This window comes from Microcoleus sp. A2-C3 (genome assembly GCF_036706065.1).
Lineage (GTDB): Bacteria > Cyanobacteriota > Cyanobacteriia > Cyanobacteriales > Microcoleaceae > Microcoleus.
Map to the genome: position 1 here is coordinate 1 of NZ_JAUBVX010000051.1, position 25314 is coordinate 25314.

Genomic DNA, 25314 nt, shown 5'->3' on the forward strand with positions numbered 1-25314 from the left:
GACTTCTTGTTTCGCCGATCATATCTTAGGTTCTTCTGAACCTTTGTGTCAAGCTTAATGAAGATGCTCTTACCCTGCGCTATGTTCGCGGTTGAGTTGGCCTTCATTGGCTTGAAAATCCCAATTTAATTGCGCTAATTTATCTTGTAACTCGCGGTTAAGTGTGCCTTCATTAGCTTGAAAAGCAATATTCATTTCTGCGAGGTATTGCTGTAAATCTCGGTTTGATTCACCTTGTTCCCTTGTGACATCAAGGGTGGCTTGATGTTGCAAGGCTTGGAGAATAGAAATATTTTCTTGTAGTTTTATTTGTTTATTAGCGTTTTCTGAATTAATCTTGGCAATAGAAATCGCAGTATCTGCATTGATGTTAGCAATAGAGAGAGCGGTTTCAGCTTGGATATCTGCTTGATCTTTTGTCGGAAAAAGTTTCGCATTAGCATCATCTCTAATCTGAACCAAAACACTTTTTTTGCCTGGTAATGCTTTCGTCATAAAATTTCCTCCAGTGGTTAATGGTTAAAGTTCGTTGACAAGATTAAGAGAAACTTTCAATGCTAAACTGACTAATCTGCTCAAATCTGATGGTAACTCGCCCAACTTTCTGTCAAAAACTGACTCATTAACAGTGGTAATTTTATCCGCCCTAACTAGAGATGTTTTCAACAAACCAGTCTGCGGAAAATTTGAATCTGTATCTGCAATCAATACCCAAGTTGGAAGTAAATTACCAGGGGGAATTTTAGAAAAAATCCCTAAAATAATTAATTCTTGGCGGTGTCTAGCTACAACTAAAGCTGGCCTAAGTTTACTGATAGTTAAATCACTGAAAGGAAAAGAAACTAACCAGACTTCTCCGGGATTAGGTTTTTGACTCATAAATATCCTCCTCTGGATCGTACCACTCAGAGAAACCACTTTCGGCTAGCTGCATGAATTTCTCAGTTTCTATTTTTTCTTGGATTTGCTGTAGTAAGTCTTCTAATACTGAAACTGGTAGCTGTCCAATAATTTCTTTGATTTCTGCAATACTTAAACTAACGCTCATAGTTAACTATGCCTCGACAAAGGTATGTTACCATTATATATCGATCCTTTTGATTTCCTCTTTGTCCCCAAGAAACCGGGTTTTTCGGGAGTTCTTTCGTAGTAACGAAGTATTTCGGAAAAAACCCGGTTTCTGGGCCGCCGCGTAACCCACGATTAATCAATCAAGTCATCGCGCCGCCTCCTACTACAAATAAGAGGTGGGCTGCACCTTCCAGATTTGTATCAGCGCGTCCTATTTCTTTATGGTCTACATTATAAATGTGACCATTATCTATTTTACCGATAAAATTATCCGCTGAGTGATAATTATATTTATAGACTTCTCCATTGTCTTTGAAGTAACCCACTTCCCACCCAGATGAATTATACATGGCATGGCCTCGAACATCACCGACATCAACGGTGTGACCGTTGAGCTGATGCAGATAAATGTGCCCGTTATCCCGGATATCTATGTGGGGGCCGTTCATGGTACGATCGCCCCCAGGAACAGTTGCATAGGAAGAGTTGACTGTCCAAACTTGTTGATGATGTGAATCTAGGCTTGATGTTTGATGCGAGTCATGGTTTGGGTTACTGTCTGCCCGTGCAGCTTGAGATAAATCTGGTACAATGTCTGGTTGGTTAGTCTGGATAAAATTAGGCTGTTGAGAATAGTCCGGTAAATGATTTGGTGTTAAATTTAGATCTGAATGTTGCACAGTCTGCGGCGTGTCGGTGTCTAAAGATTGCAGAAAATCATTGAGTTGAGATTGCGGGTTATTGTGTCCGGGATCTGGCAGGGGATTATTCAGGGCGAGTCACCAAAATAATAACTATGTAACGATTGTAGTGGGAAAATCAATAATTATCCAGGAATTACGCAAAATTTGGTTGCACCAGAAAGAATTAGTTTAAAGCCTCTTCCTGTTAGAGAGAAATTAAAAGAAAACTATTGATTACGATCGTCCTCTGCTTTCCAGTTAGAAGTCGCCCTCATCATTCAACTGTCAACGATCGACTGTTGAACAACCTCTAACCATCCGCGTCCATCCGCGTCCACCGGCCGTTAAAAAAAATCTTCTGCCCTGAATGTAACTAAAAAATGATTTTATCCACCAAATTATCCAAAACAATTAAAAGGCAACTAAAACTAGCTGCTTGCATTTTACTTGCGTTAAATCTGCTAATATTAAGTGGTTGTCAAAATATCCCCAAAAATAGCGATCGAATTAAACTCACACTGTGGCACGGTATCAATCCCCCGCCCAATCGCGATGTATTTAAGACTCTCACCGACAAATTCAACGAAACACATCCCCACGTCCAAGTAGAACCAATTTATATTGGTCAACCCGACCAACAACTGCCAAAAATCCTCACATCAATAGTAGGAAACGCACCGCCAGACTTGCTGTGGAATACTCCCACAATGGCCGGTAAACTAGCAGAACTGCAAGCACTTAAACCCCTAGAAACCTGGCTCGATAAATCCCCCATCAAAGCCGAAATCGATCCGTCACTGTTCGAGTCAATGGAACTCGGCGGACACACTTGGTCAATTCCCCTGGCCACCAACAACACAGGAATATTTTACCGTCCCAGCTTGTTTGCCGCAGCCGGAATTAAAGAAGTGCCGCAGAATTGGCAACAATTAAAGCAAGCAGCCCGATCGCTCACACGAGACACCAACGGAGACGGCGGCACCGATCAACACGGCATAGTGCTCCCCCTAGGCAAAGGAGAATGGACAGTATTCACCTGGCTGCCATTCATGTTCAGCGCAGGTGGCGAACTCAAGGCCCAAACACCTCAAACTCCTGTACCCCAAATAGACAATCCGGGTTCTCTCGCGGCCTTGGAATTGTGGAAGGACTTATTAACAGAAGGTTCAGGAATACTATCAGCACCGGAGCGTGGTTACGAACTCGACAACTTCATCGCCGGCAAAGTTGCAATGCAAATCACCGGGCCGTGGACTCTAGCACAATTGCAGCAAAGTGCGATCGACTACGCAGTGATGCCTATACCCGCCCTCAAACGCCCCGCAACCGTTGTTGGTGGTGAAAACCTATTTTTAATGAAAACCTCGCCAGAACACGAGAAAGCAGCCCTTGAATTCTTAGAATACGTTCTTGGCGAAGAATTCCAAACAGCCTGGGCATTGGGCACAGGTTACTTGCCAATTAACTTAAAATCAAGACAGAGCAAAGCTTATCTAAGTTTTGTCGAAAAAACCCCTGTTTTGAAAGTATTTTTAGCACAAATGAACTCAGCCCGATCGCGCCCAATCATCTCAGGTTACTCTCGCGTGTCAGAAAACCTTGGCCGCGCCATAGAAGCAACTCTTCTCGGCCGCAATCCCCAAGACGCTCTTAAAGAAGCTCAAGAGCGTTTGACACTAACTTTAGATATTGCAAAGTGAGGTACAGATTTGTCAGTGGTCAGTGGTCAGTGGTCAGTGGTCAGTGGTCATTGGTCATTGGTCATTGGTCATTGGTCATTGGCAAGAGAAATGGCGATTATTCACGAAATTCGAGAATCACTCTATTGCAACAATCAAAGGGAAATAGAGAATGTTTTTTTGATGTAAATTCTCCGCTTTCACTGTATTCGAGGAAAGACTTCAAACCTCGATTAATTGGTTGAAAATCTCATGAAAATCATTCCCGCCTGCACTTCTAGTCAGAAACCGGGTTTCTTGCCACTAACTTACCTAAAATCTGAGATTTAGCTTCACTGTTATCGGCTTATTCGGTATAGCAACCGCCCAGACAGTGAAGACGTTCTTAATTTCGGAAACATGAGTTATTATATTACTTCTTCCTTCTTCCTTCTTCCTTCTTCCTTCTTTCTTCTTTCTTCTTCCTTCTTCCTTCTTCCTTCTTCCTTCTGCTATATTATTGAGAATGGTGCAAAATGTTAGGATGAATTGAGTTGCGATCGCCCGACACGAAAAGACACCCGCAGTGGCTCGGTCATAAATCTTTAACAAAAACCAAAAATTAACCCACCGAATGCTGAGCCATCACCGATATATTAGCAAAAAAGGGATGCTCCCGAAATTTATACCCAGATGCGATCGCACAGCAAAAAAACCGAACCCTCAACCGCTCCACAAAAAGTTATATCGGTTCTCAAAAAAAGTGAGGAGAGCCTCATGCCCTATGCCCTATGCCCTATGCGGTTCGCGTACCTAATATGAGAGCTCGAAAGGCTAGATCTCAACAGATTCTCCCCCTACCTACCACCCATGACCTACGATCACCTAATAGAAGGATTTTCCCTACCCTGTGCCCGTCCCGTGCCACCTACTGAGACCCCAACAACCGTTAACCTTTTCCCCAAACGACAATGCAGAAAAAGTTCCTTAACGCCATCAAAGGACATTCCTGGCGGTACTTCCTCGCAGTAGGGGCGATCGCCCTAATCTACTATTTGGCATCACAATTCGCAATTTCCACCCTCACCCTGAGTTCAGAAATCTACCCCATGTGGCCAGCAGCAGGAATTGCCCAAGTCGCCCTGCTGCTGTTCGGGCGGCAACTGTGGCCGGGAATTGCGATCGGAGGCTTCCTGTTCAGCATGAGCGCACCGTCGACCAACATCGCCACGGCATTGATCTCAGCGGGCGCCAGAACCTTGCAAGCGTGGACGGGAACTTATCTGCTACAGCGAATTAACTTTAGCGCCGGACTCGATCGGCTCAAAGACGTTTTAGGAATAGTCGGACTAGCAGCCTTCGCATCTACCCTGATCAACTCCACCATCGGCAGCATCATCGTGTGCCTGACTGGTTTATCTAAGTGGAGCAATTTTGGCACAATTTGGGGGACTTGGTGGGTAGGAGACGCGATGGGAATTTTGCTCGTCGCCCCGCTGCTGCTGACCTGGCGCAAATTGCCCAAAGTCCCAACTAATCCCAAACAGATAGCTGAACGAGCGATTTGGCTGTTGCTGTTGCTAGCAATCGGCTGGCTCGTCTTCTGCTCCCGCACCCGCGCCGCCTACGCCCGCTACCCCCTGGAATACTTACCATTTCCCCTAGTAGTTTGGGCTGCCTTTCGATTCGGCCAGCGCTACACGGCCCTCTCCAACTTCATCCTCTGCGGCTTCGCCATCTGGGGCATAGCCAGAAGCAGCGGCCCCTTTTTCAAACACGCCAGCAGCATCCCCCAAGCACTGTTATCCCTGCAAGCCTTCATCGCCGTCATCGCCGTCACAGGCTTAGTCTTGGCCGCCACCGTCGCCGAACGCAACCAAGCAGAAGCCTCGCTGCGCGCCAGCGAAGCCAGCCTCGCCAACGCCCAGCGCATCGCCCAGCTAGGAAACTGGGACTTAGACCGCAACAGCCAGCATTTGCGGTGGTCAGAGGAAATTTATCGCATCCTGGGACAGCAACCGGGAACTTTTGAACCCAGCCTCGAAGCCTTCTTGAAATACGTGCACCCCGAAGACAGAGAATTGGTCAAAAGCTCGATCGAAGCCGCTTTATTTCAGCAACAGCCTTACACCATCGATTACAGGCTCCTACTCCCCGACGGCAGCAACCGCACAGTCTGCGAACAAGCAGCAGTCAACTCCCTCTACATCACCAGCACCGTCCAAGACATCACAGACAGAAAGCGGGCCGAAGTCGCCCTGCGTTCTTCAGAAGAAAGATTTTCCAAGGCTTTTCACGCCTCCCCAGTCGGCATCAGCATCTGCACCCTCACAGACGGACGCTTCCTCGATGCCAACGAAAGCTTTTTGCGCTCATTAGGCTGGCGGCAGCACGAATTTATCGATCGCACCGCCAACGAATTAGGAATGTGGGTCAATTCAGAAGACGGGCGGCGGCTTGCCCAGATGTTGCAGGAACAAAATTCGATCGGCAACCAAGAAATCAAAATTCGCACCAAAGCCGGCGAAGTGCGCGACTGGCTGCTGTCTCTAGAACTCATCGACCTCGGCAGCAATCAGTGCGTTTTAATCATGACTAGCGACATCACCGAACGCTTGCGTTCCGAAGAATTCCGGCGGGGAAAAGAAGCCGCCGAAGCTGCAAATCGATCGAAAAGCATTTTTCTCGCCAATATGAGTCACGAACTCAGAACTCCTCTCAACGCCATCATCGGCTACAGCGAGCTCCTGCAAGAAGACGCGCGAGATATTGGTGCCGAAGAGTTCATCGACGACCTCCAAAGAATTAGCACGGCGGGCCAGCACTTACTAGCGCTAATTCAAGATATTCTCGACTTCTCTAAAATTGAAGCAGGCCGCATCGACTTGCACATCGAAACCTTCACCATTTTAAATCTGGTTGAAGAAGTAGTCGCCATGATCGCGCCGATGGCAGACAAAAATAGCAATATCTTAGAAATACAATGCCCTGAGGATATTGGATCGATGCAGAACGACTTAACTAAACTCCGCCAGTCCCTGCTCAATCTCCTCAGCAATGCCTTGAAGTTTACCTCATCGGGCGCGATTACTTTCACCATTACCCGCTGCGCCGAAACCCCCGCCGAGACTGCCCAGAGACGCAAAAAAATTGGAGCCTATAGAGGAATTAGCCCATCTGAAAATAGCTCCTCTTCCTTATCTTCCTCTCAAGATCGGATTGTTTTTACAGTCAAAGATAACGGCATTGGCATGAGTTCCGAACAGTTAGCCAAAATCTTCGATCCTTTCACCCAAGCCGATTCCTCAACTACTAAGAAGTACGGGGGCACTGGTTTAGGGCTGACAATTACTAAGAAATTCTGCGAAATGATGGGCGGAGACATTACCGCATTCAGCGAGTTGGAGAAAGGTTCTATTTTTACAATTCGACTGCCAGCTATGCTCAGCGAAACTTCGTTCTTCCTAGAAAAATCTGATCAATAATAATTTTTGTGAGTTGTCGGTATCTGCCAATTTTATTAGTTTCCGCAATTTGCTGATTCTTTCGCTACCAGCTAAAAAACTCCAATCATTTTATCATACCCGAAATACTCTCGATCCATCAACCCAGTTTTTTCACTTAAATCTAGCTATCCCCAAAAGCGAGTTGTGGTGCAGAATGATTTTTTTTAGCGTCATTTAACTTGCTCTGATGATACATTTTTTGAGTGAATTCGATATTCCGATGATTGGCTTGTTAACAATCTAAATTTATTTGATAATACAGCAACCGTCAAGAGGGCTAGGATGTTATGAATTGCTAAGATTGTCATTTTTATTGATTCTTGTTCCGGGATTTTGTTATAAATAGAAGTAGCACATTTTTAAATATTTTGGATAGAAATGCTCCAGATCGCCTGATCCATAAAATTTGTGATAGAGTTCGATCGCCTACCTGTTCACTAAATATCTACCTGCGTATATATACTATTAATTTAAAAGATATACTGTAAAAAGTTGCCTTCCCAGCGCCAGAAATTATGCATCCCCACCTCCAGCGCCAACTCGAACAGCTCGGTTTAGCCGGCGAGTCCCCCCCTCTCACTGCCGAGCAGTGGCAGCTATTCTTAGAGCAGGTAAGTTGTAGCTACGATGGCGCTCCAAGTCAGCAGCAACCGCTGGCGCTACAGGATTTGACATCCTCGCCCCAATCCCCTCAAGATTCTCCAACAGCTTCAGAATTCGATCGCCTGCGATCCACTGTCAACACTTTAGGGGCGGGATTGTGTATCCTAGACGGCAACGGGTTGGTGATCTCGGTGAATCCAGAGGCTGAGCGCTTGCTGGGGTGGCGAGAGTCGGAACTTACAGGCGTGGCGCTGCTAGAGCGCATCGCCAGTCAGCAACAGCAAGGCAAGAAATCCCCAGTTTTGACGGATCGGAAACAGAAACGAAGCAAAAGTGCAGATGGGGCGATCGCACCTACACTATCTTTACAACAGGCGATCGCCGACCGTCAACCTTGCAGCAATTGGGACGACGAGTTTCTCTGTCGCGATGGCAAAATCTTACCAGTTTCCTATTTTTTCAATCCCGCAGTTGATGGGAGCGAAATATCAGTTTTGGTGTTTTTTGACATGACAGAACACAAGCGATCACTCTCGATGCTGCCAGCAGTTCTAGAATCTACAGATGCTGGAATTCTCGCGGTTGACAACAACGGCAATGTATGCCACTATAATCAGAGATTTGTCGAGATGTGGGGTTGGTCTGAAGCAGCAGGAAAGTTGAGCCGATCGCCCACAAGCTCAATCAAAAACAACATCGCCACAGAATTCTCCTTCGCCAGAGAACAATTAAAAGACCCCCAAGCATTTATCCAAAAGGCGATCAAAGTGTCGGCAGATCCAGATACTCAAATCAGCGAGATATTAGAATTCAAAGACGGAAGATTTATCGAATTTAATTCATTGCCATCAAAAGTCGGAGCGAACATAGTCGGCAGAGTCTGGAGCTTTCGAGACGTTACCGATCGCCAAAAAGTAACACAATCTTTGCAGAATCGAGTAGAATTCGATGGGTTGATTGTCAGTTTGTCAACCGATTTGATCGGCCAGCTCGGATCGGAAATAGACAAAGGCATCGATCGCACTCTCGAAGCAATCACCCAGTTCAGCGGCTTTGATCGCAGTTACATCTACCTGTTATCTTTCGACAAAACTCGCGCCCACAAAACCTACGAGTGTTGCTGCGACGGCATTGCGTTAATAACAGATAGCACCGACAAAGAAATAGACATCGCACAAATTCCTTGGATTGCAGAAAAGCTCGATCGCGCCGAATGCCTGCACATCAGAGAAATCAGCGAACTTCCGCCCGGAGTCCAAGCCGAAATTGCCCGGTTGACAGGCAAAAATTCAGCAGAATTCCTGACTGATTCCCCATCCCAAACAGCGATCGCACATTCCCGAAAAACTAAATTAAAAAAACCGCAAGAAAATCCGCGATCGCTAATCATTATTCCGCTAATGTGCGGTAAAAACCTAGTAGGATTTCTCGGATTAGACAGTTGCAAACCCGCAGTCGATCGATCGACCGAAATATCCACTCCTCTAAAAATGGTAGGAGAAATGCTCGCCAATGTCCTAGAACGCCACCGCGCAGCAACAGTTTTAAGACAAGCCGAAACCAAATACCGCAGCATCTTTGAAAACGCAGTCGAAGGCATATTCCAGACCGCCCCAGACGGATGTTACCTCAGCGCCAACCCTGCACTAGCCGGAATTTACGGCTACGAAACAGTCGCTCAACTGCTCGCCGAACTCGCAAACCTCAACCGCCAACTTTACGTTGACCCCAACCGACGGGCGGAGTTTGTAGCCCAATTAGCCGCGCACCACCAAATTTCAAAATTTGAATCCCAAATATACCGCCGAGACGGCAGCACGATCTGGATTTCCGAAAACGCCCGCAGCATCTGTGACGAAAGTGGCAGGGTTTTGTACTATGAAGGCACAGTCATTGACATCACCCATCGCAAACTTGCAGAATCCGCCATGCAATCGGCCCTAGAAGTAGCAGAATCAGCCAACCGGGCAAAAAGCACATTTCTCGCCAACATGAGTCACGAATTGCGCACGCCCCTCAATGCCATTATCGGCTATAGCGAAATGCTTCAAGAAGAAGCCGAAGACTCTGGCGATCCAACCTTCGTCTCAGACCTCGAAAAAATCCGCACCGCCGGCAAACACCTGCTGTCGATGATCGATGACATCCTAGATATATCTAAAATTGAAGCAGGTCGAATGGATCTTTACTTAGAAAACTTCGACATTTATAACTTAATTGAAAGCGCTGTCGCCACGGCCAAGTCGCTAGTCGAAAAAAACGGCAACACGGTAGAAGTTTACTGTCCAGAAAACCTCGACACCATGCACGCCGATATGACCAAAGTCCGGCAAGTGCTACTGAACCTGCTCAGCAACGCTGCCAAGTTTACCAAAAACGGGAAAATTGCGATCGGAGTTGAAAGAATTACCAATGAACAATTAAGAATGAAAAATCAAGAGGAATCTGCCCAAATTTTAATTTCTAACTCCGAATTTTTAAGTTTCCGCGTCACCGACAGCGGCATCGGCATGACACAAGAGCAATTGCAGCGAGTTTTTCAACCTTTCACCCAAGCTGATGCCTCAACTACTAAGCAATATGGTGGCACCGGTTTGGGACTAGCTATCAGCCAGCGCTTCTGTCAGATGATGGGTGGTAACATTGAGGCAAGCAGCACCTTGGGCGAAGGCACCACTTTCACTGTACTCTTGCCCAGCGCCATCAAACAGCCGGAAATCGCCAACCAAGTCCGCGACAGCACTAGGGTAGCAGATGCACCTGCTGTCGGCACGGTACTGGTAGTTGACGACGACCCTATTTCACAGGATTTGATCAAGCGTGCCCTGGCTCGCCAAGGACTGCACATAGAAGTCGCCGGTAGCGGCGAGGAAGCCCTCATGCTCGCTAAGCAACTGCGGCCAGACGCGATTACCCTGGACGTGATCATGCCCGGAATGGACGGCTGGGCGGTGCTTTCCGCCCTGAAGGCAGATCCTGATCTTGCCGAAATTCCCGTAATCCTGCTATCCTTTGTGGGCAACAAAAGCCTCGGCTTTGCATTGGGCGCTTCGGACTACCTCACCAAACCAGTGGACGGCAAACGACTGGTTGCTTTGTTGAATAAGTACCGACGCGACAAGGACGGCGTTGTGGCTCACAGTTTGTCCTGTCAGATATTAGTTGTGGAAGATGATGATGCCACCCGCAAAATACTGCGGCGCATACTAGAAAAACAAGGCTGGGCTGTGACGGAAGCTGACTGCGGACGCACTGCTCTTGAACAGCTAGCGGTTGCTCGCCCCCACCTGATCTTGCTGGATTTGATGCTGCCAGAAATGGATGGTTTTGAGTTGATTGCTGAACTTCGCAAGTCGCATTCTGAAGATCCTATACCGATCGTCGTAATTACCGCTAAAGACCTGACTACCGCAGAAAGTCAGCAACTCAACGGTTATGTCGATCGGGTTTTACACAAGGGAGTCTACAGTTGCGATACTTTACTACGTGATGTTCGTTCTATAGTGAATGACAGGCTCGATCGCAGGTACGACTCGAAAGGCAAGGAGAACACCAATGGCTAAAATCCTGTTGGTCGAAGACAACGAAATGAATAGAGATATGCTTTCTAGGCGTCTGGCCCGCAAGGGACATGAGGTTTTTATTGCAGTTGACGGTGCTGAGGGGGTTTCGATGGCCCTCGACAAAGTACCGGATTTAATTCTGATGGATATGAGTCTGCCAGTGCTTGACGGGTGGCAAGCCACGCAGAAAATTAAGGCAGATCCTTCAACTAAAACGATTCCGGTGATTGCGCTGACAGCTCACGCAATGGCGGGCGATCGTGAAAAGTGTTTAGCGGCCGGGTGCGACGATTATGACACCAAACCGGTGGAATTTCCCCGACTTTTGAGTAAGATCGAAACGCTTCTGAAAGAGGCCATGCAATGAAAACTGGCGAAGGCAGCGTCCTGGTTGTTGACGATAATGAGGTGAACCGCGATTTGCTGGCTCGCCGACTTCAGCGTCAAGGCCACACGGTGACTGTTGCTGAAGATGGTGTGCAAGCTCTGGCACTGATGCGAAGCGAGCCGTTTGATTTGGTGCTTCTGGATATTATGATGCCGTTAATGAACGGCTATCAGGTGCTGGAAAATCTGAAAGCTGACGAGAATTTGCGCCACATCCCGGTGATTATGATTTCGGCGGTGGACGATATCGATAGTATTGTCCGCTGTATTGAGTTGGGCGCGGAGGATTATCTTTCTAAACCTTTCAATCCGGTATTGCTGAAGGCTCGGATTAGCGCTTGTCTGGAAAAGAAGCGGCTGCGGGATCAGGAACAGACGTATTTGCGGGAGTTGGCGCTGGAAAAGGAAAAGTCAGAGCGTTTGCTGCTGAATATTTTACCAGGCCCGATCGCACAACGCCTCAAACAAGGGGAAATTACGATCGCCGACAGTTTCGCTGAAGTAACAGTAATGTTTGCCGATTTGGTCGGTTTTACGAAGCTTTCGGCTCATTTGTCGCCGGCGGAGTTGGTAGAATTGCTCAACGAGATTTTTTCGGCTTTTGATGAGTTGGCCGATCGCTACGGACTTGAGAAAATTAAGACGATCGGCGATGCTTATATGGTGGTTGGCGGTTTGCCTAAGGAGACTAACGACCACGCCGAAAAGATTGCAGAAATGGCGATCGACATTCTAGCAGCAATCGCTAAGATTCGCACCAAGGGAGGACAGCCGCTCAGCATCCGCATCGGCATTCACACAGGCCCGGTGGAAGCTGGGGTAATCGGTACTAAAAAATTTACTTATGATTTGTGGGGCGACACAGTAAATACAGCTTCCCGGATGGAATCTCAAGGCGTACCGGGCGGCATTCAGGTGACAGTTGCTACCTACGAACGCCTGCAGGACAAGTACGTTTTTGAAGAGCGTGGCGTGATTCCAGTGAAGGGAAAAGGCGATATGATGACTTATCTGCTTGTGGGCCGAAAAGGCTAATTAGTCATTAGTCATCAGTCATTGGTCATTGGTCATCGGGTATCGGTAACTAATATCAACAGTCAACAGTCAACAGTCAACAGTCAACAAATGAACGTAAATTCTAATCTTTTAATGTACGCTCAATGGGCGGGAATTCTCACAGCAGCTTTGTTTGTTTTAACAATCATAGCATTTATCTTGAAATGGGGTTTTCGCTTCCGATTGGTAGGAGTGACCAGCTTTATGGCCGTAATCGCTGCGAGTGTATTCGGTCTCGGTTTGGGACTTTTTGCCCGCACGGAAATTCCCGGCGCAGTTCGCTATTCTTTAGTTTACGATACTGGCGGCGCTCAAACAGTAGTTACCGTGCCACCTTCGATCACTGAATCAGAGTTAGAAGCAACGATGCAGCAAGTAGCTGCGGATTTGTACTCTCCAGGGCGCTCTGGAAGTGGCAGAGACTACATGACAATCCGCGTTCGGACGATCGTACATCCCGAACCTGGTTTGTCGCAGCCGCTGTTTTTGGGCGAGGTGCGCCGATCGCTCGCGACTAGGTATGATGAGAAAATGGCGATCGACATCTTCCCCGAAAAAGTCGCAACCCTGAAAAAATACCAAGCCTAAAAACAAAGGTTCGTAGTGAGGAATTTATTCCTCTCTACCTAATTAAAGTTGTAGGGTGCGTCGCCATTGACAAGCCATAAATATTGACAGACAATCTCATAGCGACGCACCAGACTCACTGTCGAGTCGAGGAATAATAAAAAAATGATTGCAACCACCAAACAAAAAGTAAGTTTTAACGAATTTATTGAAATTTGCCCGGAAGATGGTGTCTATGAATTGGTGAACGGAGAGATTGTCAAAATGGCAACTACCAGAAATCACGATGACGTTGCTGAATTTGCAGACAGACAGTTTTATCAAGAGTGCGATCGGCAAAAACTCAACTATGTCGTAAAACGAGGCATCACGATCCAAACTACCACAAAAGAAGGTACAGAGCAAGGACGAGTTCCTGATGTCAGTGTTATCGATCGCACTTTGTGGCGTGCCCAACGCAAATCCTATACCGCACTCGAATCGCCGATTCAGTTAGCTGTGGAGGTAGTATCAACTAATTGGGAAGATGATTATGTTGACAAGCTAGATGAATACGAACGTTTGGGTATTGCTGAATACTGGATTATTGATTATTTGGCAATTGGGAAAAGAGAGTATTTGGGAAACCCGAAAGTTCCGACGGTATTTGTTTTTTCGCTAAATGCTGAAGGGAAATATCGGCGCACTCTGTTTCAAGGTGACGAACAAATTGTTTCGCCGACTTTTCCAGAATTGGTTTTGACGGCGAATTTGGTATTATTAGCTTAGTGGTAGGGTGTGTCGCCATGAAAAATTCTTAACTAAATTTCGACAATCTCATAGCGACGCACCGGACAAAATAGTGATTCTTAGGTGCGTCATGGCCGAAGATTTTAACCACTTACTCAAGGATTTTCCCCTGATGCACCCTACGGTTATACTTGGAAAATTGAGAGTTTGATGAAGAGGAATAAATGATGAATATAGAAGATGAACAAACTTTAAATGCCCAACAAAAACGGGAATTGCTGAGAATTCAAGCTTTAATTGATGAAGATGGGCAAACACCAGAACAAAAAGCTAAATTGTTTTTTGAACAAGCTTTACTTTATGGCTATTCTCAACAATATGCAGAGGCGATCACCTTCTTCGACAAAGCCTTAGAAATCAAACCCGATTATCACGAAGCCTGGTATTATCGGGGCAATACACTGTATAATTTAGGAAGATTTGAAGAGGCGATCACCTTCTTCGACAAAGCCTTAGAAATCAAACCCGATTATCACGAAGCCTGGTATTGTCGGGGCAATACACTGTATAATTTAGGAAGATTTGAAGAGGCGATCGCATCCTACGACAAAGCCTTAGAAATCAAACCAGATGACCACGCAGCCTGGTACAATCGGGGCAATGCACTGGCTCAATTAGGCTTGTGGGAAGAGGCAATAGCCAATTACGACAAAGCTTTAGAAATCAAACCAGATAAAGACGAAGCCTGGAACAATCGGGGTAATGCACTGGCTAAATTAGGAAGGGTTGAAGAGGCGATAGCTTCCTATGACAAATCTTTAGAAATCAAACCAGACCACCACGCAGCCTGGTACAATCGGGGTTCTAAACTGGCTCAATTAGGCTTGTTTGAAGAGGCGATCGTCTCCTGCGACAAATCTTTAGAAATCAAACCAGATAAACACGAAGCCTGGTACTATCGGGGCAATGCACTGGCTCAATTAGGCTTGTTTGAAGAGGCGATCGCCTCCTACGACAAAGCCTTAGAAATTAAACCAGATTATCACGAATCCTGGAACAATCGGGGCAATCCACTGGCTAAATTAGGCAGAGTGGAAGAGGCGATCGCCTCCTACGACAAAGCCTTAGAATTCAAACCAGATTATCACGAAGCATTTTATAATAAAGCTTGCTGCTATGCGTTAAACGGTCAAGTTGACTTATCGATGCAAAACTTGCAGCGGGCGATCGCCCTAAATCCTGACGAATACCGAGAAATGGCAAAAACTGACTCGGATTTTGACAGCGTGCGATCGCACCCTCAGTTTCAAGCCTTGATTGAAGAATAGTGATAGCTAGCAGACGCGATCTGATAGAATAATTAATAATGAGGCAAAAGAAAGATGACTCAACTAAATGTAACTGTAATTAATGGCAGATTTCCCGAACTCATCGCCAGTATTGAAGATAGTGGAGAACGAATCGTCATAGAACAGGAAGGAAAGGCGATCGCTGCTATCATTACTTATGCTGACCTGAAGCGACTGGAAGCACTAGAAGCTGCCCTCATTAACAAAGCAAAACTACAAGAATATGAATGGCTAAAAGCTGCGATCGCAAATCCAGCCTTTGATTCCCTTAGAGACTCAGCCGAAGATATCTACACTTTAGCTGATGGCAAGCCATTCTACGACTCAGAATGGATTAAAACAGTAGCGATCGATCCTGATTTTGGTTCGATTCTTGACCCCGAAGAAGACATTTATAGTATAACTGACGGTAAACCATTCCATGACCAAGGGTAAGATTTTCCTAGTACCGTTTCCCTATGATGACTTATCGGCCAACAAACTGCGTCCAGTAGCTTGCTTGACTAACCCTTTGGGAGCGAGGCGTCATGTTATTATTGCTTATATTACAAGTCGCCTGCCCACAAATCTACTGGAAACAGATATCGTATTAGATGCTTCTCATCCTGACTTTCCGGGTTCGAGACTGCGGGTTCCATCTGCTATCAGGCTGCATCAACTGGTGACTGTTTCTACAGTGATTGTTCAGCGTGAGTTGGGTGAAGTGTCATCAGATACACAGGCTCAAATTGCTGAGAAACTGTACAATTTTCTAAGGTGACATTTTCTAATTCAGTGATGGCCGATAGGTAAAAATTATATCTTGCGTGAGACTTGGGAATTCTTAGCCCAGATGCGATCGCCTCCTACGACAAAGCTTTAGAATTGAAACCAGATGACGACAACGCATTTTACAATAAAGCTGTCTGCTATGCACTACAAGGTCAGATTGACTTATCTATTCAAAACTTGCAGCAAGCCATCAATATAAATCCTGACAAATACCGAGAAATGGCAAAAACTAACTCGAATTTTGACAGCGTGCGATCGCACCCAAAATTTAAAGCGTTAATTTAAGGATAGTTCGTTAGCTAAGCCCTCGAAGAGGATCACACCTAACGCGGAATTGGGGCGATCGAACTTCTGTCGGCAGTACGAGCATTCCCATTTACCAGAATATAATTTGCTTGTTGCCTGATATCTTGAGTAGCACGATTTTTGACAATTAACTGATAACTCATGTCTGTTGCGAATCGCCACCGAAAACCGATGCGCGCAACTTCTGTCAGTATGCAGCAGTCATGGGTTCGCTATCTGAGTCTAAACCCTCTTGCAACAAATTTTCTAATTTGGCTTGTGCCTGTTTTCGCTGGCGATCTTGCTGCACCAAATCTAGGAAATACTCTACCGCACTGGTGTAAGCCCCTGCCTGAATTTGAGCTTCAATATAGGTTTGCAGATCTTCTGGTATGGCAAGAATAACGTTCATCGTCACCACAGATTTAGGATATCTATCATTGTAGCAACTGGCTCTAGGTACGGATATCAGCCTAAAATTTATTGCATAAATTGTCACCATCAGGTTTCTGACCTGCTGAGCAACACAACCGCTGCTACCGAATACGGTATAATTTCCTCATGACATAAAAGCATTTTATAATAAATATGCACTGCACGCTCGACTCGATTTATCCATGTAAGTTGGGTGAATTGTCATCAGATATACAGGTTCAAATTGCATAAAAATTGTACAATTTGTTAAGGTAACATTTTCTAATTCAGTGATGGCCGATAGGTGACAATTAGTTAACCTTATTTTAACAGTTATTCACCTCTCGATTGCTAGTGGCTAATATTCCTTCCCGCCGACCCAAAAGCCAATAGGTCATCATTTCTCCTCTTCCCTTGACCTCGATCGTACCCCTTGGCTCTAGTAAGTATTTATTCTGTAATTTGAGATAAGTCGCATCCGTGACTTGAATGTATCCCGGTTTACCGTGGGATTCCATTCTTGAGGCGACATTCACCGCATCACCCCAGAGGTCATAGATAAATTTCTTAATCCCAATTACTCCCGCAATTACAGGCCCCGTATTAATCCCGATCCGAATTTGTAGAGATTCCCCAAAAATAATCTCCACATCTTGCATATAGGCTTGCATATCCAACGCCATGTTGGCGATCGCTTCGGAATGATCCGGTCGAGAAACGGGTAAACCACCAACTACCATGTAGGCATCCCCAATGGTTTTAATTTTCTCTAAGCCATACTTTTCAGTGAGTTGATCGAAGGCAGAGAAAATTTGGTTCAAACCTGATACCAATTGCATCGGCTCTATCCGTGCCGAGATACTGGTAAAACCTACGATATCCGCAAACAAAATTGTGGCTTCTTCAAAATGCTCAGCAGGGGATTCATTAGTCCGCATGAGGCGATCGGCAATTTCCGCAGGTAAGATATTCAAAAGTAATTGTTCTGACCTTTCTTTTTCTTGGCGCAGTTCTCCAGTTCTTTGATCCACTCTAGCTTCCAACTCTTCATTTGCCAAATGGATGGTATCTAGAGAATCCTTCAGTTGTCTGGTCATGCCGTTAAAAACGTTGGCTAATTTGCCAAGTTCAACGATGGAACTAACCTCCACTTGTTGGTTGAGATTGCCCTGAGCGATCGCTTCCGCAGCAGTGGTGATCCGCTCCACAGGACGGATAATCCAGCGAGCAGTCAGGATACCTAATAAAATTGCCAAAATCAAAGTTGCTAAACAGAGCAGGATTGTAGTCTGAGTATTGGCATTAATCTGATCCATAAAATCTGCTTCTGGAATAGTCACCACCACTAACCAATCAATACCTTTACTATCTTGAAAAGGATCGACTTGGGCAAAATAATTTTTACCCTCGACAGTAAATTTCAGTTGATGAGATGCTTGGATATTTTGAAAATCACGAAACTGCTCTAGCAAAGCTTGACTCGCTTTTTGGGTGAGGGCATTGCTACTATTAATAACGTTGAGTCGTTCAATTCGTTGTTCTGGCAGTTGGACAACCTTGTCTGGGTAATATTGAAAGGGCTTTTCCCCTGTAGAGGTAGCAATCATTTCTCCAGAACGTTCCAGAATAAAACTTTGCCCTGTTTTACCGATTTTGAGTTTGCTTAAAAAATCACCAAACATTACCATATTTAAGCTGGTCATCCACACTCCTTGGAACTCTCCCGTCTTGGTATATATGGGTTTGCCAGCCGCAATATATAGGTATTTACCTGTAATGTGAGGATACAGTTTTGCCCAAACAGCTTGCTTTTGCTGGACTGGAATTTTATAGTAGGGGCGTTTGCGGGGGTCAAAGTTAGATTTCCCAGCGTTGGTAATTTCCCGACGTTCCCCCTCTGGACTGCTGGTATAGGTAGTCAAAGTGTGGTTATTTTCTACCTCCGAAGCACGGATGACGATCGTGCCATCATCCTGCCGCTCACCAGCAAAAAACTCCTGATTGGGGGTAACAAAAGCTGCGGCAGCAACAAGGGGAAAGGCAGGGAGTTGTCCCCATAGAAACTTCTCTACGTCTCTCCCATTATTAAGATCGATACGGTTTTGGCTCAGGGCTGTATCATAGTTTTCAAAGGATTGAAAGGGAATAGCAACCAGATAAGTTAGATTTTGCTTGATGTGATCGCTAGTCTGATTTCGCAACTGAGTAGCTACATCATTTACTGCTTTTTGACCGTTTCTATAGGAAAGATAACCAACAATAGTCACTGCTCCAACTGTTTGGACAACAAATGGAATAATTAGGAGTATTTGTAGGGGAATTTTCCTAAAAAGTCCAAGTGATAAGGGCCTCCTTGATTTACCAAGCATAGTGAATTCTCCCGACATTGATACCTAGCATAAGTTAATAGGAATTTAATTTGCATACGCTTACACCCTATACCTCATACCCCACAATCATTTCGACAATTTCAATATGCAATTTATTGCTCTTGCGTCACTCTGATGGGAGTATAATAGCCGAAAACCACCCAAACTCAGTTGCTGTCTATGGATGAAGCCCGCCCATCTCGACTCACCATCAATTTTATTGATGAATATTGTGCCTTTTTTTTGAGGGTGACAACCCGCCTGAAACCGATATTTAGTAAGGATTGAGCCAACTTGTGGTAAAAAAAGATAGGCAGCAGATTTTCCTAGTACAGTTGGGGATTGTCATACCGCAGGCCGATCGCCCTTTCCTCTCTTCTACCAATACCTCGGACAGTTTTTTAACAGCCCTGTAAGCCTTATGGAGGAAGCCCTGCCATTTTTAACGCATTTTCTGAAACTTAGCGCGCTTACTTAAACCTTAAAAAAATAGTCCAGCATATAGCCAGCCAGGGTTTAGGACACTCGATTAGATCTAAAACTGTCCTAAGTATTGTTTTACGCACTTCCCAAAAATTAGTATTAATCTATACGTAGAAACTCAATACTTACGTATATAGCAGACAAAGTTGAAAAGATGGCAGAGTTCTTGTAGAATTGCCATAAATAATCAATTATCGGCGATCGCTAGCCTTCAAACTCCAGCGAAACCTTAATATAAAAGCAAAATCGACAATTGGTTTAAATAAAATTAATGAGGTGAAAACCCTTGCAAAATGTAGTTAGCAAAGAAAAGCCCCTCGAATCCGTGGAAAAAATCAGCTCCGTCAACTCCCCAAAAGCTCAAACGCTGTACGATCGCGGTAACGCCCTAGAAGCAATGGGACGGCTGTCAGCGGCGATCGCATCTTGGTCAAAGGCGATCGAACTTGAACCGAAATTTCACGAAGCTTGGTACAACAAAGGCGTAGCCCTCAGAAAATTGGGACAGCTACCCGAAGCGATCTCCGCTTACAACAAATCTTTAAAAATTAAACCAAAAAATGCAGAAGCGTGGTATAATCGCGCGAACGTTTTGCGGAAGATCAACAGACTCTCAGACGCCATCGTCTCCTACGAACAGGCGATCGAACTCAAGCCAAACTATCACGAAGCTTGGACGAACCGCGGCAACACCCTCGTAAACTTGGGAAAATTATCAGAAGCGATCGACTCCTACGACAAAGCGATCGCCATCCAAGCAGACTACTCCGAAGCTTGGTACAACAAAGCATTTGCCCTCAGAAACTCCGGGCAAAATACAGCGGCGATCGCATCCTACGACAAAGCGATCGAACTAAAACCAGACTTGTATCAAGCCTGGTACAACCGCGGGTTAGTCCTAGCCGATGAAAAACTCTACCCCGAAGCCGTCGCCTCCTACGACAAAACCCTGCAACTACGCCCGAATTCCCCCGAAGTCTGGAACAAACGCGGCACGGCGATCGCCCAAATGGGAAAATTTGAAGCAGCGATCGTATCCTGGGACAAAGCGATCGAACTCAAGCCAGACGACAGCGAAACCTGGTACAACCGCGGCCTGGCCTTGGCCAACTTACAACAGTTTGAAGAAGCCATCGCCTCTTGGGACAAAACCTTAGAGTTGCAGCCAGACAACATCGAAGCCTTATACAACCGCGCTGTCGCCCTCAAAAAAATCCAACGATTTACCGAAGCAATCGCTTCCTACGATCGCATCATAGCCATCACACCAGACGATCCAAATCTTTACTATCAAAAAGCCTGCGTCTGGGCCCTAGAAAAAGCCGTGGGCGATCGCACAAACAGCCCCGAAGCTGTAGCAACCAGCATCCAGAAAGCTATCGAAAACTTATCAAGGGCGATCGAACTAAATCCGGACAAATACCGGAAACTATGCCAAAATGACTCAAAATTGCGTACAATACGGGAAGAAGTGCGGTTTTTAGCTTGATTTCAGGGTAGCAATGATTGATGGATACCAATGCCGCACTGTAACCTTTTTAGGCAAAACAGTACCTCCAACCCCAATCATGCAAACCCTAGACAAAACTCAAGCAAAATTTGCTCAACTTGCAGCCCACCTCAGAGAAGTTACTGACATCGAATCAGCCTCGTCGCTGCTGCATTGGGATCAGGCGACTTATATGCCCGCCAAAGGTGCAACCGCCAGAGGCCGTCAGTTGGCCACTCTCAAACAAATATCCCACGAAAAATTTACTGACCCCAAAATAGGCGAACTCCTAGAAGACTTGCGTTTCTACGAACAAACCCTTCCTTACGACTCCACCGCAGCCAGCCTGATCCGCATCGCCCGCAGAGACTACGATCGCGCCGCCAGAGTCCCCGCAGCCTTCATGTCCGCACTTTGCCGCCACCAAGCCGACTGCTACGAAGTTTGGGCCACAGCCAAAGCAGAAAACAACTTCGCAACCGTCGAACCCTATCTCGAAAAAACCCTAGAATTAAGCAGACAGTACGCCGACTTTTTCCCCGGATACGAACATATCGCCGATCCTTTGATCGATCGCAGCGACTACGGCATGAAAGTATCCCTGCTGCGCCCGCTGTTCGCCCAACTGCGTCAAGAATTAGTCCCAATAGTCGAAGCCATCACCTCCCAACCCGCCGCCGACGACTCCTGCTTGCACCAATACTTCCCAGAAGCCCAGCAACTAGAATTCACCCGCACAGTAGTACAACGCATGGGGTACGACTTCCAGCGCGGACGGCAAGACACCACGCTTCACCCCTTCATGACCAACTTCTCCATAGACGACGTGCGTATCACCACCCGCGTCTACGAAGATCATTTGGATCAAGCTTTGTTCAGCAGCATCCACGAAGCCGGACACGCCCTCTACGAACTCGGCAATTCATCGGAATTTGAAGGCACACTTCTCGCCGGTGGCATTTCCTCCGGTGTGCACGAAAGCCAGTCGCGACTTTGGGAAAATTTAGTCGGGCGGAGTCGCGGTTTTTGGCAGTGTTTTTACCCGCAACTACAAAGCCTATTTTCGCAGCAGTTGGGCGACGTATCCCCAGACGCATTTTACCGGGCAATTAACAAAGTCGCGCGATCGCTCGTCCGCACCGACGCTGACGAAGTAACCTACAACCTCCACGTCGCCATCCGCTTTGACCTAGAATTGGCAATGGTAGAGGGCAAACTAGCCGTCCGTGATCTACCCGAAGCCTGGAACGAACGCTATAAAACTGACCTCGGCGTTGTCCCCGCCACCGACAGCGATGGTGCGATGCAGGACGTTCACTGGTACGTCGGGACGATCGGCGGAATGTTCCAAGGTTACACCCTCGGCAACTTGATGAGCGCTCAATTCTACGAAACCGCAGTCAAAAACAATCCCGAAATTCCCGCACAAATAGAACAGGGCAATTTCAGCGTACTCCACGACTGGCTCAAACAAAACATCTACCAGCACGGCCGCAAATACACTCCTGTCGAATTGATCGATCGCGTTACCGGTTCACCTTTAAGTATCGATCCCTTTGTCCGCTACATTCGCCACAAATACGGAGAATTTTATGTCATTTGACGGATAGCAATTTCAGATTGCAGACTTTAAAATGAGATTAAAAAAAGTAGGCGCTCGAAAAGATAGGGCGATATTCAGATAGTATCGCTCTATTTTTCAGGTCAAATAAAAAATTTCAAATAAGGGAGTATGTATGTCTGAACTCTTTCAGGCTGTTATTGCCAGCGACGAAAAAACCGACTTGCGGCAGTTTGCCAGCGATTTGCGGGCTTTGGGGAATAAATATTTACTGCGAAACGACATAGTTAGCGCTTTTGCCGCCTACTGTACCAAATACGAAAAGCCCGAACAGTTCCATCAATCTTCTCATTTGAGCAAACTGATTTATTACGTTCAGGAAATTATTCTCGAAGAGGCCAGCCTTTGCGTCCTGCTGCGGCCAAAAATTGCGACAATGGAAATAGTGCGAGTGGGAGATGACTTGACACTGGAAGCGATGACAGTGCAAGAATTGCTCGATGTGCGCGATCGCTTCGTCAACCACTTTCACCCCCAAGAAGGCGACATCCTCGAACTAGATTTCGGCCCGTTTTACGACTATTCCCCCTCCATTCGCGACCCCAAAAATATCGGCAAAGGAGTACAATTCCTCAACCGATACCTGTCCAGCAAACTGTTTCAAGACTCCAAACAGTGGCAGGAAACTCTATTTGATTTCTTGCGCATTCACCGCTACAACGGCGTACAGTTACTAATTAACGATCGCATAAAAACCCAAGAACAACTTTCAGAACAAGTCAAAAAAGCCCTCACCTTTGTCAGCGAACTTTCTGAAGACGAACCCTACGAAAGATTTCGATTTGTCCTGCAAATGATGGGTTTGGACGCAGGTTGGGGAAATACCGCAGCCCGCGTCGGAGAAACCCTAGGAATTCTCGACGAATTAATCGATTCCCCCGATCCGCAAACCCTAGAAGCATTTATTTCTCGCATCCCGATGATTTTCAAAATCGTCCTAGTTTCTCCTCACGGCTGGTTCGGCCAAGAAGGAGTTTTGGGGCGGCCGGATACGGGAGGACAAGTAGTTTATGTCCTAGATCAAGCCAAAAATTTAGAGAAACAACTGCAAGAAGACATTCATCTTGCCGGTCTCGATAGTTTAGGCGCAAAACCTAAAGTAATTATTCTCACCAGGCTAATTGCTAACAGCGACGGCACGCGCTGCAACGAACGTTTAGAAAAAGTTCACGGCACCGAAAATGCTTGGATTTTGCGGGTTCCCTTCCGGGAGTTCAATCCCAAACTAACTCAAAATTGGATTTCGCGTTTCGAGATTTGGCCTTATCTGGAAACTTACGCGATCGATGCCGAAACCGAACTGCTGGCTGAGTTTCAGGGGAAACCGGATTTAATTATTGGCAATTATTCAGACGGCAATTTGGTAGCATTTTTGCTGTCGAGAAAACTGAAGGTTACTCAGTGTAATATAGCCCACGCGCTGGAAAAATCTAAATATTTGTTCAGCAATCTTTATTGGCAAGAATCTGAAGAAAAATATCATTTCGCGATGCAATTTACTGCTGATATAATTGCGATGAATGCGGCTAATTTTATTATCAGCAGCACCTATCAAGAGATTGTGGGTAAACCCGATAGTGTCGGGCAGTACGAATCGTACAATTGTTTTACTATGCCGGATTTGTACCACGTTGTGAACGGCATTGAATTGTTCAGCCCTAAATTTAATGTTGTGCCGCCGGGAGTCAACGAAAGCGTGTATTTTCCTTACACGCGGACAGAAGACCGGGTGCAGGGCGATCGCGATCGGCTCAACGAACTGCTGTTTACCCTAGAAGACCCCGAACAGGTCTTCGGAACGCTCGACGACCCGCAAAAGCGCCCTTTATTTTCGATGGCCAGGCTCGATCGCATTAAAAACATGACAGGCTTAGCAGAATTGTTTGGTAAAAGCCAAGAATTGCAAGAAAAATGCAATTTAATTCTGGTAGCCGGCAAGCTGAGAGTCGAAGAAACCGAAGATTACGAAGAAGCAGAAGAAATTAAAAAGCTCTACACAATTATCGAGCAATACAACCTGCACGGTAAAATTCGCTGGCTGGGAGTGCGGCTTTCCAAAAGCCTGTCCGGCGAAATCTACCGGGTAATCGCCGATGGCCAAGGTATATTTGTTCAGCCAGCCTTATTTGAAGCTTTCGGTTTGACAATTCTCGAAGCAATGATTACCGGCATTCCCACTTTTGGGACACAGTTTGGCGGCCCGCTGGAAATCATTCAAGATGGGGTAAATGGGTTTTATATCAACCCGACTAACCACCAGGAAACTGCCCAAAAGATTCTCGATTTCTTCTCTAAATGCGAACAAAATCCCAACTATTGGTATGAAATTTCAACGCGAGGAATTGACCGAGTTTACAGCACCTATACCTGGAAAATTCACACTAGCAGGCTGCTGACTCTGGCCAAGACTTACGGTTTCTGGAACTACTCGTCTCAGGAAAACCGCGAAGATATGCTCCGCTACATAGAAGCGCTGTTTTATCTGATTTACAAGCCGAGAGCGAAGGCTTTATTGGCAGAACACGCGAACCGATAAGTGACGATTTTGGATTTGTAGGGGCCGGTTGAGACAAAAAACTTGGCCTCGGAGCGATCGACTTTGTACAAGACCCGCTAGTAAAGATTTGTGAAGGAGAGCAGGTTTTGTACAATAGGACTTACGCTAAAAAATCCAGTTTCTACGACAATATTGGCTTTGGTAACGAAACAT

General features: G+C 46.0%; 22 protein-coding genes. 14 read left to right on the forward strand and 8 right to left on the reverse strand.

Features of this window, described 5'->3' with window-relative positions; translation table 11 throughout:
* Positions 1 to 69: 69 nt before the first annotated feature.
* The 4 genes from QUB66_RS23230 to QUB66_RS23245 all read right to left on the reverse strand — a co-directional run bounded on the left by QUB66_RS23230 (position 70) and on the right by QUB66_RS23245 (position 1751).
* Positions 70 to 495, reverse strand: coding sequence for a hypothetical protein (locus QUB66_RS23230; RefSeq protein WP_332969885.1), 426 nt, complete (start codon positions 493 to 495; stop codon positions 70 to 72).
* A 24-nt stretch (positions 496 to 519) separates the two neighbouring features.
* Positions 520 to 879, reverse strand: coding sequence for a type II toxin-antitoxin system PemK/MazF family toxin (locus QUB66_RS23235; protein WP_332969884.1), 360 nt, complete (start codon positions 877 to 879; stop codon positions 520 to 522).
* The gene (locus QUB66_RS23240) at positions 863 to 1048 is read right to left on the reverse strand and encodes a hypothetical protein (RefSeq protein ID WP_332969883.1); all 186 of its coding nucleotides are present in this window, start codon (positions 1046 to 1048) and stop codon (positions 863 to 865) included. The genes QUB66_RS23235 and QUB66_RS23240 overlap by 17 nt, the downstream gene beginning before the upstream one ends.
* A 163-nt stretch (positions 1049 to 1211) precedes the next feature.
* The gene (locus tag QUB66_RS23245) at positions 1212 to 1751 is read right to left on the reverse strand and encodes a hypothetical protein (protein WP_332969882.1); all 540 of its coding nucleotides are present in this window, start codon (positions 1749 to 1751) and stop codon (positions 1212 to 1214) included.
* 383 nt (positions 1752 to 2134) lie between these two features.
* On the opposite strand from QUB66_RS23245, the gene QUB66_RS23250 reads away from it, so the two are divergent.
* Positions 2135 to 3454 carry an ABC transporter substrate-binding protein gene (locus QUB66_RS23250; protein ID WP_332969881.1) on the forward strand — a complete coding sequence of 440 codons (1320 nt, stop codon included), beginning with the start codon at positions 2135 to 2137 and terminating at the stop codon, positions 3452 to 3454.
* A gap of 291 nt (positions 3455 to 3745) precedes the next feature.
* Here QUB66_RS23250 and QUB66_RS23255 read toward each other — a convergent pair whose 3' ends face one another.
* On the reverse strand, positions 3746 to 4024 hold the full coding sequence (locus tag QUB66_RS23255; RefSeq protein WP_332969880.1) for a hypothetical protein: 279 nt from the start codon (positions 4022 to 4024) through the stop codon (positions 3746 to 3748).
* 359 nt (positions 4025 to 4383) lie between these two features.
* On the opposite strand from QUB66_RS23255, the gene QUB66_RS23260 reads away from it, so the two are divergent.
* From QUB66_RS23260 to QUB66_RS23305, 10 genes are all read left to right on the forward strand, one after another.
* On the forward strand, positions 4384 to 6897 hold the full coding sequence (locus QUB66_RS23260) for a sensor histidine kinase (protein ID WP_332969879.1): 2514 nt from the start codon (positions 4384 to 4386) through the stop codon (positions 6895 to 6897).
* Positions 6898 to 7433: 536 nt separating this feature from the next.
* Complete coding sequence (locus QUB66_RS23265; protein ID WP_332969878.1) at positions 7434 to 11084, forward strand: response regulator; 3651 nt, start codon at positions 7434 to 7436, stop codon at positions 11082 to 11084.
* A complete protein-coding gene (locus QUB66_RS23270; RefSeq protein ID WP_265233387.1) occupies positions 11077 to 11451 on the forward strand; it encodes a response regulator in 375 nt (124 codons plus the stop codon). The genes QUB66_RS23265 and QUB66_RS23270 overlap by 8 nt, the downstream gene beginning before the upstream one ends.
* Positions 11448 to 12506 carry an adenylate/guanylate cyclase domain-containing protein gene (locus QUB66_RS23275; RefSeq protein WP_332969877.1) on the forward strand — a complete coding sequence of 353 codons (1059 nt, stop codon included), beginning with the start codon at positions 11448 to 11450 and terminating at the stop codon, positions 12504 to 12506. The genes QUB66_RS23270 and QUB66_RS23275 overlap by 4 nt, the downstream gene beginning before the upstream one ends.
* A gap of 90 nt (positions 12507 to 12596) precedes the next feature.
* Positions 12597 to 13115: a Ycf51 family protein gene (locus QUB66_RS23280; protein ID WP_332969876.1), complete on the forward strand. Its 519-nt coding sequence runs from the start codon at positions 12597 to 12599 to the stop codon at positions 13113 to 13115.
* 144 nt (positions 13116 to 13259) lie between these two features.
* Entirely contained in the window at positions 13260 to 13862 is a 603-nt protein-coding gene (locus QUB66_RS23285) for a Uma2 family endonuclease (RefSeq protein ID WP_265233384.1), read from the forward strand.
* A gap of 185 nt (positions 13863 to 14047) precedes the next feature.
* The gene (locus QUB66_RS23290) at positions 14048 to 15151 is read left to right on the forward strand and encodes a tetratricopeptide repeat protein (protein WP_332969875.1); all 1104 of its coding nucleotides are present in this window, start codon (positions 14048 to 14050) and stop codon (positions 15149 to 15151) included.
* Positions 15152 to 15205: 54 nt separating this feature from the next.
* Positions 15206 to 15607: a type II toxin-antitoxin system Phd/YefM family antitoxin gene (locus QUB66_RS23295; RefSeq protein ID WP_332969874.1), complete on the forward strand. Its 402-nt coding sequence runs from the start codon at positions 15206 to 15208 to the stop codon at positions 15605 to 15607.
* Positions 15594 to 15932: a type II toxin-antitoxin system PemK/MazF family toxin gene (locus tag QUB66_RS23300; protein ID WP_332969873.1), complete on the forward strand. Its 339-nt coding sequence runs from the start codon at positions 15594 to 15596 to the stop codon at positions 15930 to 15932. The genes QUB66_RS23295 and QUB66_RS23300 overlap by 14 nt, the downstream gene beginning before the upstream one ends.
* 53 nt (positions 15933 to 15985) lie before the next feature.
* Positions 15986 to 16228 carry a TPR end-of-group domain-containing protein gene (locus QUB66_RS23305; RefSeq protein ID WP_332969872.1) on the forward strand — a complete coding sequence of 81 codons (243 nt, stop codon included), beginning with the start codon at positions 15986 to 15988 and terminating at the stop codon, positions 16226 to 16228.
* A gap of 38 nt (positions 16229 to 16266) precedes the next feature.
* On the opposite strand, the gene QUB66_RS23310 is transcribed toward QUB66_RS23305, so the two are convergent.
* From QUB66_RS23310 to QUB66_RS23320, 3 genes are all read right to left on the reverse strand, one after another.
* Complete coding sequence (locus QUB66_RS23310; RefSeq protein ID WP_332969871.1) at positions 16267 to 16392, reverse strand: hypothetical protein; 126 nt, start codon at positions 16390 to 16392, stop codon at positions 16267 to 16269.
* Positions 16393 to 16436: 44 nt separating this feature from the next.
* On the reverse strand, positions 16437 to 16730 hold the full coding sequence (locus QUB66_RS23315; RefSeq protein ID WP_332969870.1) for a ribbon-helix-helix domain-containing protein: 294 nt from the start codon (positions 16728 to 16730) through the stop codon (positions 16437 to 16439).
* A 238-nt stretch (positions 16731 to 16968) separates the two neighbouring features.
* A complete protein-coding gene (locus QUB66_RS23320; RefSeq protein WP_442923319.1) occupies positions 16969 to 19011 on the reverse strand; it encodes an adenylate/guanylate cyclase domain-containing protein in 2043 nt (680 codons plus the stop codon).
* Between the two features lie 769 nt (positions 19012 to 19780).
* Between QUB66_RS23320 and QUB66_RS23325 the strand changes: the two genes are divergently transcribed.
* The 3 genes from QUB66_RS23325 (at position 19781) to QUB66_RS23335 (ending at position 25140) form a co-directional block, all read left to right on the forward strand.
* Positions 19781 to 20983 (forward strand): tetratricopeptide repeat protein, encoded by a 1203-nt coding sequence (locus QUB66_RS23325; protein ID WP_332969868.1) that lies wholly within the window; start codon positions 19781 to 19783, stop codon positions 20981 to 20983.
* A 79-nt stretch (positions 20984 to 21062) separates the two neighbouring features.
* Positions 21063 to 22586 (forward strand): carboxypeptidase M32, encoded by a 1524-nt coding sequence (locus QUB66_RS23330; protein ID WP_332969886.1) that lies wholly within the window; start codon positions 21063 to 21065, stop codon positions 22584 to 22586.
* Between the two features lie 133 nt (positions 22587 to 22719).
* Complete coding sequence (locus tag QUB66_RS23335) at positions 22720 to 25140, forward strand: sucrose synthase (RefSeq protein ID WP_265233378.1); 2421 nt, start codon at positions 22720 to 22722, stop codon at positions 25138 to 25140.
* Positions 25141 to 25314: the final 174 nt, after the last annotated feature.